Genomic DNA, 14095 nt, shown 5'->3' with positions numbered 1-14095 from the left:
CTCGCGGCCCCGAAGATGATGGAGTATCATTCATGACCGCCAAGGCCCCTTCGCTCCGCACCAAACTTCTGATCGGGGCGTCGATCGGTTCTCTCCTGCTTTCTGGTGTGGCCGCGGCCCAGGACCGCTCGGGCGGGCGGATCGCGAACGGGCGCGGCGGGGTCGACCCTGCTGCGGCCGCCGCCCGCGCCGCGCAGCAGCAGGCCGCGCGCGCGGCGGAAACCAACAGCGCGAGCCGCCGCGCGATCGAGGCGTTCCGCCGCGCGGCCGAGACGCGCCAGCAGATGTTTGACGCGCAGGCTGCCGCCCGCGCCGCCGCCCAGGCTGCGCAGAGCAACGTGCCCAACGGCCTCGGTGAAGGCGGATTGCAGGTGGCGAACGGCGTCGAGCTGGACCCCAGCCTGTGGATCGGCGCCGAAGGCCCGGTTCAGAGCCAGGGCGAGGACGGCCGTACCAATGTCTCGATCGACCAGACTGAGCAGAAGGCCATCCTCACCTGGGACAGCTTCAATGTCGGCCGCGAAACCGATCTTGCCTTCAACCAGGGCGGCGCGGATTGGGTGGCGCTGAACCGCGTCACCGGCGCAAGCGCCGATCCATCGCAGATCCTCGGTTCGATCAAGGCCGAGGGCACGGTCCTCATCCTCAATCAGAACGGCATCATTTTTGGCGGCGCCAGCCAGGTGAATGTCCGCAACCTTGTCGCCACGACGGCGGACATCACGAATGACGCTTTCCTCGAAAGCGGGATCTATTCGAACCTCGCCGGGCAGAACTATGTGCCCTCCTTCACCGACGCGGGCGGCGCGGTGTCGGTCGAGGCCGGTGCGCAGATCAGCACCAATGCGCCGGAATCGGTGACCGCCGGCGGCGGCTATGTGCTGCTCATGGGCACCGAGGTGACCAATGAGGGCACGATCACCACGCCCATGGGGCAGACCCTGCTCGCCGCGGGCGACGATTTTATCGTCCGCCAGGGCTATGGCACCGAGAGCAACTCTTCCTCGACCACACGCGGCAATGAGGTGCGCGGATTCATCGACGAAGAATCGACAAGCGGCACGGTCGTCAACGCCGGTCTGATCGAAGCGCAGCAGGGCGATATTACCCTGACGGGCCGCACCATCCGCCAGGATGGCGTCGCGCTGGCCACCACCAGCGTCAATCAGCGCGGCACGATCCACCTGCTCAATTCCGCATCGGATGAGCAAGGTTCGGTGACGCTGGGTGCGGACAGCCTCACGACGGTCATGCCCGAGCTGGAAAGCGAGGACACCGCGCTCAACAGCCGGCGCGATGCGCTGATCGAGCAATCGGACGACGCCAATGCGCGCCGCCATCTGGATTCCGTCACCGGCGGGTTCGACAATCTTTCCCTGCTCGACGACCGCCTCGATCTCTCGCGTATCGAAATCGTCACCGGCGGCAATGTCCTGTTCGAAGGCGGTTCGCAGACGCGCGCGCAAGGCGGACAGATCGCGGTGCAGGCCGTCGGTGTCGACAGCCCGGCGGAAGGCGCGGTCAACGGCCGCATCACCGTGGAAGATGGCGCGCTGGTCGACGTCTCGGGCGTCCAGGGCGTCGCGCTCGATATGGAATCGAACTCCATCCTGGTGAACATCCAGGGCAACGAAATGCGCGACAGCCCGGCCAACCGGGAAAATGACGAGCTGCGCAGCCAGGATGTCTGGATCGATGTGCGCGATCTCGTGCTGCTGCCCGACGGCACCGGCGGCTATGAAGGCGATCGCTGGTACACGGGCGGCGGCTTCCTCGAAGTCGGCGGCCATGTCGGAAATATGGAGCACGGCATCGGCGAATGGACCGCCGTCGGCGGGACCATCGCATTCGCGGCAAGAGAAGTCGTCGCGCAGGAAGGCGCGGTGTTCGATGTTTCGGGCGGCAGTCTCGATTATCAGGCCGGTTGGGTCCGCTCCTCGCGCGTGCTCGGTTCGGACGGCAAGCTCTACGATATCGGCCAGCTTCCGGCCGGGGTCGAAGTCGTCGGCTATGGCAATGCCTTCACCCGCGAGCATGAACGTTGGGGAGCCGCCTATACCGAGGTCTATTCGCATCCGCTTTTCTCGAGCCGCAGCTATGCGCGCTGGGAGGACGGCTATTCGGTCGGGCGCGATGCCGGCCGGCTGATCCTTTCCGCGCCGACCGTGCTGATGGAAGGCGAAGTGGTCGCCGAGGTCGTCAACGGCGAGTGGCAGACCAAGGCGCGGGCCGACGGCATCACCGATGGCTACGATGTCGGCGCGCATACGGTCGCCAAAGCCGGATCGCTGATCGTCGGCGGCAATGCGGCGCTGGGTTCTCTTGGCTATACCTATGACAGCGATATTCAGGTCGGTGATTTTGCCGATCTCGGCGGCGCCCTTGGCGAAGGCGGGCTGGTGAGCGAGGATCGCACCGGCACGGTCTGGCTCGACGCCGGCTATCTGAACGATCTCGCGCTGGGCGGGCTGGAACTCAACACCAACACCATGATCGGCATCGACAGCGCGCTCACGCTTGCGGATGGCGGCGAGCTAGTGCTGCGCGGCGCCGATATCGGCATCAATGCCGATGTCACGGCCCGTTCGGGCAGCGTGCTGGCCACCAATGCCGTGCAACTGGCGCGCTATGTCGAAACCACGCCGCGCGCGGCGCTGATCGACGGCAGCTCTCAAATCGCGGTTGGCGAAGGAGTCACGCTCGATATGCGCGGCCTGTGGGTCAATGCGCTGGAGGATGGCAGCGACGCCGGCCTGCTCGCCCATATCGACGGCGGCTCGGTCACGCTGGAATCCACCCATCTGGTCTCGGTCGGCGAAGGCGCGCTGGTCGACGTATCATCCGGCGCGGCGCTGCTGGCCGACCGCAGCTTTGCGGGCGGCACAGGCGGCGATGTGACGCTGCGGACCAATATGCGGGTGGGCGCGACGAACGAGCATGGTGACGCCAATATCACGCTCGATGGCGACATTCTCGGCTATGGCGCGGCGGGCGCCGGCACGCTGACGATCGATTCCGGCGGCGCCGTCTCCATCGGCGGCGAACTGCTGGAGAATAACGGCACGCTTGGTGCGGGCGAGACGGCGCCAGTCATGCTGACGCTGGCCGAAGATGTGAATTTCGCCGCCGGCGACACCATTCTCTTCGATTACAGCTTCGTGCGCTCGCATGTTCAGCCGGGCGAGACGTTCGGTGACGCATTTGTAAACTTTAACGCCCGCGGCGTTGAAGATGATTTCATCCCCGTCGCTGCTGACTGGGAGCTGCCCAGCCCAGCATCCAGCTATATCCGGGTTGTTTATAGCGATCCGAGCGGTGCAACACAGGTTGCGCAAGTATTCGCTGGTGAGGCCAATCCGCCGACCATTCCTGCTGGGTCGCGCATTTCGCAAATGGTCGTGCCCCTCAATGCGCTGACGGATTACACGCTTCCGACAGATGCCTTCACGTCCGGTGTGCCGAGGTTCAACCCTGTCACGGTCAGCTACAGTGCTGGCGAGACGTTGCCTGACGATTTGACCATTTCTGAGGGCACTTTCCTCAGCCCCGGCCAGACCTTCGGGCGCGATGTCGCGGTCAAGGAAACGCGCCAGATCTCGACTGACCTGTTCGACAACGGGTTCGCCCAATATGAGATCAACGGCCAGCAGGGGCTGGTCGTGACCGAAGGCACGCAGATCGCGGTCGAGCGGCCCGTGTGGCGCGCCGCGGACGGGATGATCGACCTGCCCACCGGCAGCGATCCGATGGCAGCGCTCGAACTGTGGACCCCGCCGCTTTACATGGCCGATGTCGAGACCGGCACGCTCACGCAGCGCGGCGGCGCGAGCCTGTCGCTGCGCGCGCTTCATCCTGATACGGATGGCTTCTCCGGCCCTATCGCCATTGAACGCGATGCGGAAATCCGTGTCGATCCGGGCCAGACCATCGATGTTCGCAACGGCCTCAGATCGATGGATATCGACGGCCGCCTGATTGCGCCGGGCGGGACGATCAATCTCGTCAACGATGCCAGCACCTCGGTCGGCGCCAGCAATGCGGTGATGCTGCGTGTCGGCGAAAATGCCGTGCTCGATGTTTCGGGGGACAGCTTCGTCACCACCGACGTGCAAGGGCGCCGCTTCGGCCTGGTGCGCGATGGCGGTAGGATCAATCTGGGGTCCGATGAGCGCTATCGTCATCCGAGCACCCATCTCTACGAAGTCAGTGCTCTCGCCATCAATATTGAGGAAGGGGCCTATCTCGACCTTTCGGGCGGCGAGGAGACGCTGCTCGACATCTATCCGGGCAAGTCGGGCGTGGCGGTTGCCGGCGATGGCGGCACGCTGGCGATCAGCAGCAACAACCAGATCGTCCTCGATGGCATAGTGGATGCCCGCGCGGGTGGACAGAACGCCTTTGGCGGCACGCTGGACATTATGCTGGAAGGCACCTTCGCCAGCGGCGAGACGGACGCCCATCCGCTGCGCACGGTGACGATCGGCGCTCAGCGTTCCACTGCCGAGGATGCGAGCGGGCATGGCCGCATGGTGCTGGGCGTCGATCAGATCGAGGCCGGAGGATATGACAGCCTGTCGATCTGGTCGCGCGATGAAATCCGCTTTGAAGGCGATGTCGACTTGGCGCTGGGCCGGTCGATCAATCTTTCGCACGGCATTTTCTCGCTGTCGCAGGATACGCTCGATGCGAGCGTGAATATTGCCGCGCCCTATATCCGCTTCGGCGGGCGCGGTCCGCTGCCTGTGCCGCCTGGCAGCGACAGCGGTAGCAATTCGGGCTACTTCCCCGGCCTGAACGATACCAACCACGTTGGTTCGGCGCTGCTCGACCCGAACAGCCGCTTCGTGGCCGAAGCGGACCTGATCGATATCGTGGATGGGGCAACGATCTTCGGCGGCAAGTCCACACGGAGCACCGGCATCAGCGGCTCCACGGACGTGGAATTGCCGGGCTTTGCCTCGGTCGATCTTATCAGCAGCGGGGACATGCGCTTCACCGATGGCGGCCTCGTGGCCCAGCGTGAGCTGACCCTGACGGCCGAGCGGCTCTATCCGACGACCCATGCCGCTGGCCGCATTCAGGTCGGTGTTGGGCCGGAAGGCAGACGCGGCGAGGCGGAGGAAGATGCGGTGGTCCGCTTCCGCCGCTACGGATCGGGAGAGCTGGCGACGCCGCATTCGGCGTTTGGCAAGCTGTTCATTCTCGCGCCGAAGATCGAGCAAGGCGGCGCGCTGTTCGCGCCGCTTGGCCAGATATCGTTCGGTGTGCTGGGCAACAGCCGGATGGGGAGCAACTTCCCCTCCTATCTGTTCCGCTATCCGGTGTCCGAAGTGACGCTACTGTCGGGTAGCCTCACGTCGCTTTCGGCCGAAGGCCTCGTCCTGCCATATGGCGGCACGGTCGATGGCATCCAGTATCGATATAACGGCGATGAGGTCGAATTCGACTACATCGGCGCCCAACGGACGGAACAGCAGGATCGGACCGATGGCGGGCTGATCTTCGGCGTCAGCGACTTCATCGCGGAAGAAGGCGCGGTGATCGATGTGACGGGCGGCGGCACCCTGCAAGGGGCGGGATTCCGGTCTGGCCGGGGCGGATCGGTCGATCTGCGTTATACGCCGCTCGGCAACAGCAACCCCTATTACGGCAGCGCCGAAGGCCGCGAGGTCTATGCGATCCTGCCCGGCTATGAGAGCGGCTATGCGCCGGTGGACCCGACCTTCGGCGATGTGCCGCTGGGCCGCCAGATCACCATCGGCGACGATGTGCCCGGCCTGCCCGCGGGCACCTATACGTTGCTGCCGGCCGAATATGCGCTGATGCCGGGCGCTTTCCGCGTCGAACTGGGCGCGGAAGTACCGTTCGATGCTGGCCGCGCCTCCACCACGGCGGGCATCATCCGCACCACGGCGCGGATGGGGACGGCGAACAGCGACGTTTACGACGCGCTACCCCGCGACGTCATGGTGATGTCCGGCGAGACGCTGCGCGAGCATTCCGATTACAACATGACCACCATGACGGAATGGGCGGAGGCCGAGATGGCCCGCTACGGCAATCCGCGCATTCTCAACGCTTTTCTGCCCGCCGATGTCCGGCCGATTGGCTTTGACTATGGCTTCTCTATCACGAACACGGATGTGGAGAACGCCAGCTTCAGCTTTGACGGCACCCTGCTCAACGATGCGGGCGAAGGCGGCCGAGGCGGAATGGTCAACTTCTATGGCGCGCCGATCGAAGTGCTGGGCGCTGAGGGGGAAGCGTCCAGCGAGCACGTCACCTTACGCGACAGCGATCTGAACGCGCTCGGCGCAGATGTGATGGGCCTTGCCATTAACGGCGTAAGCGACCTTGGCTTGGGCGTTAGCGGCAATATCGTCCTTCGCTCCGGCTCCGAGCTGAAAGCGGGTACGGTTCTGCTCGGCGGCACGTCCGGCGCCAACCAGGTTGTCATCGAGGACGATGCGAGCATCGACACACGCGGGCTCGGCGAAGCGGGCTGGACGCTGGAGAACGGCTTCCAGCTTGGCTTTCGCGGGTCCGGCAACAGTCTCGTCGCGGTCAGCAATGATACGCTGTCGTTCGGCCAGGCGCTGGGGGACGGCAGTATCTCCATCGCCGATGGGGCCTCGCTCCAGTCGGACGGCTCGGTCGTACTGGTCGGCCCCGGCGGCGTGGAACTGGGCGATATCCGCCTGACCGCCGGCGATCTGCTGCTGGTGGTGGAAGACATCAATATCGGCGAGGAGACGGCGCTTGCCGACGCGGCTGCTGCTGGCGTTCTGTCGCCCGGATGGCAGCTCAGCCAGACCATTCTTGATGGGCTGCTGCGTCCATCCGAAGGTGAAGGCTTTGGCAATCTGCGCCTTCAGGCGTCGAACTCGATCAACTTCATCGGCGATGTCACGCTCGACACCTTCGATCCGGCGACGGGCGAATCCTCCGCGTCGATGAGCCTAATCAGCCCCGCCATTTACGGTCTGGGTGACGAGGGCGACACGGCGACCATTCGCACCGACCGTCTCACGCTGGCAGGGCTGATCTACGGTGAATATGTCAACACCTCGGTCACCAACTGGTTCGTGGCCGAGCCCGGCCCGGTCATCCCCGAAGGCGCAGGTACCGGCGCGGGCGCCTTCCGTGTCGATGCGCGCGAGGTGCTGTTCGGTGATGGCGAAGGTGCATTTCTGAACCCCGCGACCAATCTCGAACGGCCGCAATTGATGCTCGGCTTTGAGGATGTGGAATTCGCCGCGTCGGAACGGATCACATCGAACTACACCGGCTCGCTCAGCGTCTATCGCGAACAGATCGGCGAGGATGCGTTCTCTGGCGGCAATCTGACGCTGACCACTGCCTTGCTCACCGGCGAGGCCGGGTCGAACATGGCCTATAATGCCGGCGGCGACCTTCTGGTCCACCGGCCCGATAATGCGGGCGATGTCGACCTGACAGACCAGGACTTCGGCGCGCAAATTCGCCTGTCCGGTGGAACGGTGGACATTGCCGGCACCATTGCCGCGCCCAGCGGCCTGCTGGAAGTGCGCTCCCAAGGCGACCTGACGTTGGCCGATGGCGCGGTGATCGACCTTTCGGGCCGGCCGGTCGAGTTCTTCGAGGAAGTCCGCCACGGCTTCGGTGGCGATCTGGTGCTGACGAGCCTCGGCGGTTCGATCCTCCAGTCGGCGGACAGCACGATCGACGTATCCGCCGATTACAGCGACAGCGGCTCGATCACCGCCATTGCCAATGAAGGCCGCGTCGATCTGGCGGGCACGCTGATTGCCGGCCACACACCGGCCGAAGGCGATGAAGACAGCGCCGATTATCGCGGCGGCTCGGTCGACGTGCGCGCAGGCGAGATTGTCGATTTCGTCGGGCTCAACCAGCGGCTCAATGCAAGCGGCTTCGATTATTTGCGCCGGTTCGAGACCGGCGCAGGCGATCTCACCATCGGCAGCGAGGTGCAGGCGCAGCATATTTCGGTGACGGCCAATGGCGGCGATCTGACGGTCAACGGCACGTTGCGCGGCGGCGACCGATATGCCGGCAGCATCCGCCTCAGCGCCCGCGACGACCTGATCGTTTCCGATGGCGCGGTGCTCGACGCCAGCGGAGAGGAACTGCGGCTCGACAGCGACGGTGGCGCTATCGAGGGCGCGAACCGCGCGCTCATCGATCTGACCTCCAGCGAGGGCCGCCTCGTCCTGGGCGACGGCGTTGCCATGGACGTTGGCGCAGGCGGAGAGGCGCTCGGCACCATCGATCTCAACGCTCGCCGTCTGGGCGGCGCGCGCGGCAATGACGTCGCGGTCGATACCGGCAGCGGCCTGACGGTGGACGGCGCCAAGCGCGTCGCGGTCAACGGCTTCTGGCGCTATGACGATGCACCGGCGGATCCGGAGGATGCCGAGGGGCAGGTGATCGACCAGGCCTATCTCGACCGCCTGCACGGCGACAGCACGGCCTTCGTCGACGGCGCGCTCGCTAATGGTGCGCTCCAGTCGCGGCTCGCCGGGCTGCGGCAGGCGACGGGTGGTGCGCTCCAGGTCCGCCCCGGCATCGAAATCGTCAGCGCGAGCGAAGACGGTAATCTGCGCGTGGCCGACGATCTCGACTTTTCCGGTTATCGCTACGGCCCGGATGTCGATCCGGCGGTGAGGGGCAGCGGCTTTGCCGGTGTCGTCTCGCTGCGCGCGGGCGGCGATCTGATCGTTAATGGCAATATCAACGATGGCTTCGGCCTACCACTGGTGACGCCGGATGATGAAGTCCAGGTCGACTATGATCCGGGTTCAGGCATTGTCGACAGCCGTGGACAGCTTCTCCAAGACTTCGTTCTCCCGGAAGAACTCCAACTGCGCCCCGGCTGGTCGCTAGGCAATATTTACCGATATGGCGGCGAACTGCCTTTCGATATCACGACAACAGGGAATACTCGTGTAAACTCCGGTTCCACCGTCGTGTTGGATGTGACGATTACCCTGCGCGATCCGATTTTCCGAAACGTCGAACTCACAGCGGATATGATCCTGCCCTATCCGGTGGAGGATACGGCAACGGGCATCATGTATTCCGGCACCGTTCCCGCCGGAACGACGATTGGGCAGATGTCCGTGCCAGTCGGCACGGTAATGAAAGCTGGCAGCTATGTGCCGGCCACGATCTATATCGAGAATCTCACCATCCCGGCAGGCACCGACTTGACGGGCATCTTTGCGGGAGGTGTGGCAGAAGCCGATACGGCCATCACTCTGCCAGCGGGGACTATACTGCCGCAATATTTGCAGACTGCCGGGTTCGGCGGAGAAACTCTTCAGCAGACCATATGGACGACCGCGCCCATGCTCGCCTCCGGCTCCGAGAGCTGGAATATGCGCATGGTGGCGGGCGCCAATCTGACGTCCGCTGATTATCGCGCCGTGCGGCAGGATGGCGTTGGGGATATGATCCTCGACAATCCCTTCTCGGTAATAACTGCCTATGATCCCGATCAGCAGTATGAGGGTGTCAGCGTCATTCGTACCGGCACAGGCGACCTCGACCTGATCGCGGCGCGCGATTATCGTCAGGACTCGCGCTTCGGCATCTACACCGCTGGCACCTGGATCGACACTGAAGCCACGCGTCCGGGCGGCGCGCTTAATCAACCGCGCGCCACTTTCGCCGATGGGTCGGTGCTCGGCAGCGACTTCGCCGAATATGAGGAGGCGGTCGCTGGGTATCAGCCCTGGTTCACGACCGGCGGCGGCCATGTCTCGGTCGATGTTGGGCGCGATATGTTCGGCCACATGTCGGGACAGCAGCTTGGCACACAAAACCGTTCCAACCACGCAGTTGGCGATTGGCTGTGGCATCAGGGGGCGCCTGAACTCGGCCAGCAGACAGCCTGGTGGATCAATTTCGGTACTTATGCGCGCCAGATGGACGACCGTGCAGGACGTCCGGGAGCGCGCTACCTGCCAACCTTCGACGGAATCGGCACGCTGGGTGGCGGCAATCTGACCGTTTCCGCTGGCCGCGATTTCGGTGCCTATGAATATGTGACTAATACCGCCTATCGCGGCGCGCTCGCTCTGGCGGTCGGATCATCCGGTTGGGTCGACGCCGATGGCACAATTCATCGGACGGGCGGCGGTGATCTGTCGCTGAATGTGGGTCGCCAGATCAATCCGGTGCAGGCCAGCAACGGGGCCATTGATTCCTACCTTCCGGGAACGCTGACCAATCTGCGCGGCGATATCGACGTCACCGCAGGGTCCATCGGGCAGGTCTGGAAGACATTCGAAGTCAACAACATGGAGAGCGACCGGGACCCCCGTCCTGACAGCTATTCGCAGTTCAATGACACGGACGGCTACGGAGCGCTCACAATTTTCCCGGGGGACGGTGTAGCCACATTGAACAGCCGAGGCGACATGGTGGCCACGGTTTTCGATCCCGGTTTGCAGACTACGCCTGCATTGGTGGGTGCGGAAGTCGACGGCCAGATTGGTGCAACGCAGAGCTGGTTCACCCAGTTCACCAATTCGACGCGCGTGAACATGTTCTCGGCTGGTGGTGATCTGGTGGTCGGTGCGGAGAATTTCGGCGGCTATCAGGGGCCGGCTCATTTGAGTGCCATTGCCGCGGGCGGCAGCCTCTATGGCGTGGGGCGCGTGGCTGGCGGCGACAGCATCGATCTCATGCCGTCCGACGACGGCACATCCGAATTCCTTGCCTCCGACACCATCTACTACCTCTGGGTTCGCACCTCGGGCGCGCCTCAGTCCGCACTGGCGACGCCGCGAAATCCGGCCTGGGGCGTGCTGCCCGAAAATCAGATGGGCGATCCGATCCTCACCAATGTGTCGGGGAACTACACATACGGCGATCTCTTTGCGCATGGCGCCGATACGGCCGTTGCCCGTACCCAGAAGGTCGATCCGGTGCTGATCTATGCGCGGGATGGCGATATCATCAACGCCAATTTCGGTACGCTTCTGACTGACCGGACCACGCAGGAACTGTCTTATTTCTCCGGTTATCCGGCCTATATCCGGGCTGGGCGCGATATTGTCGGCCTCGGCTCGGGAACGCCTAGTTTCAGCGGCTCCGGTTCTCTGTTCCTGCATAGCTTCGCCGACGACATCTCGATCATTGATGCCGGCCGTGATCTGATCTGGATCAACGCTATGGTCGCGGGACCGGGCACGATTGAACTGAATGCGGGCCGCAGCTTCTACCAGGACGACAAGGGTGTGCTGCGCTCGCTGGGCCGGATCGGTTCCGATGCCAGCAGCGCGCCGACGGGCGGCGCGGACATTGCCGTCACTGTTGGCGCTGGCGTTGAAGGACCGAACTTCGCCGCCGTGCGCGATGCCTATCTCGATCCGGCCAATCTCGCCGATCCCGAACGGCCGCTGGCCGATCAGGACGGCATGGTCGCCAAGGTCTATACCGAGGAACTGGTCGAGTGGCTGGAAGGCCGCTATCCCGCCGATGCCGAGCAGTTCGGCAGCGACGAGGAGGCGCTGGCCTATTTCGACGCCCTCGCGCCCGAGCACCAGCGCATCTTCCTGCGCGACATCTACTACGAAGAGCTGCGCATCGGCGGTCGCGAATATAGCGGCAAGATCGAGAGTGGCCGGCGCGGCTCGTACCTGCGCGGCCGGCAGATGGTCGAAACCCTGTTTCCCGGCATCGACAGCGAGGAAGGCACCTCGCCCTATGAAGGCGAATTCGTGCAGTTCTCAACCGGCCGCACCGCCGGCATGATCCGCACCGAGTTCGGCGGCGACATCCAGATGCTCGCGCCGGGCGGCGGGGTCACGCTGGGTCTTGATGCGATCCGCCCGGAAAATGGCGATAACGGCATTCTGACCCAGGGCACCGGCAATGTGCAGATCTACAGCCAGGGCGATATCGCGCTCGGCCTGTCTCGCATCTTCACCACCTTCGGCGGCGATATCTTCGGCTGGTCTGCGGCCGGGGACATCAACGCCGGCCGCGGCGCCAATACGACCGTGCTCTATACGCCGCCACGGCGTGTCTATGACGACATCGGCAATGTGGCGCTCTCGCCGCAGGTCCCCAGCACCGGCGCCGGTATCGCGACGCTGGCGCCGCTTCCGGAAATCCCGTCGGGCGATGTCGACCTCATCGCGCCGCTGGGTGTGATCGACGCCGGCGAAGCGGGCATCCGCGTCTCGGGCGACATCAACCTCGCCGCGCTCCAGGTGCTCAACGCCGCCAATATCCAGGTGGAAGGCGAGGCGACCGGCATTCCGGTGGTCGCGGCGGTCAACACCGGCGCGCTCACGGCCGCCTCGTCGGCATCCAGCGCAGTGGCGGCCCAGGCGGCCGATCTTGCAGAACGCTCGCGGCCGCAGCCGATGCGCGACATTCCGTCGATCATCACGAGCCGCTTCCTCGGCTTTGGTGAATAACACACGCGAGGGGAGGCATCCCGGCCACCCCTCGCATCCTATCCCCACGGAGTATTGAATGGCTTCTCAAACTACGCCCGAGGCGCCCCAAGCGGCATCCTCGCGCTTGCCGCTCTTCTACCGCGATCCCCAACCGCTCTCCTCGAAAGTTCACGCCGACTGGCGCCTGAAAGACGGCGACGCGGGCTTCGCCGCTGAGGCGCCCTATGTTCCCATCGTCGTCGGCGAGCTGGCGGCGGCGGCGCGCTGCTACCCGGTCGTCTTCGCTGCCGGCGATGCGCAGCCGATCGCGGTACTCGGTCTAGAACGTCGCAATCTGTTTGTCGAGGACGGCTGCTGGGCGCTCGACAGCTATGTCCCTGCCTATGTGCGGCGTTATCCCTTCGGCTTCATCGCCACGACCAATCCGGATGGCTTCGCTCTGGCCATCGACGCGGCTTCCGATCGCGTCGTGAAGGAGGGGGATGAAGGGATACGGCTGTTTGAGAACGGCGAACCGGCGGAGCTGACCAAACAGGTGCTCGCGTTCTGCGACGCTTTCCGGGCTGACGCGAACGCAACGCGCGCCTTCGCAGACGCGCTCAAGGCGCAAGGATTGCTGATCGATCGGCGCGCCGACGCCACCCTGCCGGACGGGCGTAAGCTCGGGCTGGAAGGTTTCCAGGTCGTCGATGCAGAGAAGTTCGCAAAGCTGGATGCCGGCACGATTGCCGACTGGCACGGAAACGGGTGGCTGGCGCTGGTACATTTCCACCTGGCTTCGCTGGAGCGCTTCCAGGGCCTGTTGAATCGTCAGGCGAGGAGGTCCGCACCCGCTGCTGCGACCGATCCGGTCGCCAACGAGGCTTCCGTGCCGGAGCCTGATGCCCCGGCAACCTCCAAATCGAAGAAGAAGGTCTCCGCATGACTGTCCGTATCGTCCTCTCCGCTGCCCTCCTGTTAAGCGCCGGCGCCGCCCATGCGCAGACCATCGGCGGTAATGCACAGCCCGCCCAGCAACCGCAGCCGCAAGCCCAGTCGCTCGGCGGTCCGGTCGTGCCCGGCGTCTGCCTGCTCTCGCGCGAGGCGATCTTTGCCAATGCGGCCGTCGGCCGCGCCGCCAGCGCCCGGCTTCAAGAACTGACCCAAGCGGCGCAGGCCGAGATCGACGCCCAGCGCACGCCGCTTGAGGCGGAAGCGCGCGCGCTCGAAGGGCAGCCCGATAATGCCGAGAACCAGCAGCGCCGCCAGCAACTCGCACTGCGGTGGCAGGCGCTTCAGCAACAAGCCGCCCACAACAGCCGCGAGATCGAAGCGACCCGCGCCAAGGCGCTTGAGCGCATCGCCAACGAGGCGCAGCCGGTGATCGCCGAAGCCTATAGCGCGAGGAACTGCGGCCTGCTGTTCGACCGCAACTCGGCGCTTGGCGGAAATTTCGCGAACGATCTCACCGCCGAGGTGGTCCGGCTGCTCGATGCGCGTATCCAGACCATCACCTTCGAGCGTGAACGTCTTCCGCAGCAACAGCCGGCGACATCTCCAGCAAGCGATGGGCAATAACGACGGGAGTGATGCGCCATGCTTGGATCAATCGGCCTTATCGCGGCAGGCTTTGGCCTGGGCGTGGTGCTGACGGCGTTGGTCGCCGTCTATTTCTACGGGCTGCTGCACCGGGAAGTGGCTCG

Annotated in this window: 3 protein-coding genes; all 3 read left to right on the top strand. The window is 64.5% G+C overall.

Annotated elements, in window-relative coordinates:
• Window positions 1-32 precede the first annotated feature (32 nt).
• From CHB69_RS08375 to CHB69_RS08365, 3 genes are read left to right on the top strand one after another with little or no spacing between them, the layout of a single operon-like run.
• The gene (locus CHB69_RS08375; RefSeq protein ID WP_089215564.1) at window positions 33-12431 is read left to right on the top strand and encodes a filamentous hemagglutinin family protein; all 12399 of its coding nucleotides are present in this window, start codon (window positions 33-35) and stop codon (window positions 12429-12431) included.
• A 58-nt stretch (window positions 12432-12489) separates the two neighbouring features.
• Window positions 12490-13338, top strand: a complete 849-nt coding sequence (locus tag CHB69_RS08370) for a SapC family protein (protein ID WP_089215563.1) — start codon at window positions 12490-12492, stop codon at window positions 13336-13338.
• Window positions 13335-13970: an OmpH family outer membrane protein gene (locus tag CHB69_RS08365; protein ID WP_089215562.1), complete on the top strand. Its 636-nt coding sequence runs from the start codon at window positions 13335-13337 to the stop codon at window positions 13968-13970. Before CHB69_RS08370 ends, CHB69_RS08365 begins: the two co-directional genes overlap by 4 nt.
• The last annotated feature ends 125 nt before the right edge of the window (window positions 13971-14095 follow it).

The organism is Sphingopyxis indica, from assembly GCF_900188185.1.
Classification (GTDB): Bacteria; Pseudomonadota; Alphaproteobacteria; order Sphingomonadales; family Sphingomonadaceae; genus Sphingopyxis; species Sphingopyxis indica.
Note: the sequence above shows the minus strand (reverse complement) of the source record. Positions and strands in the feature narration are given on the sequence as shown.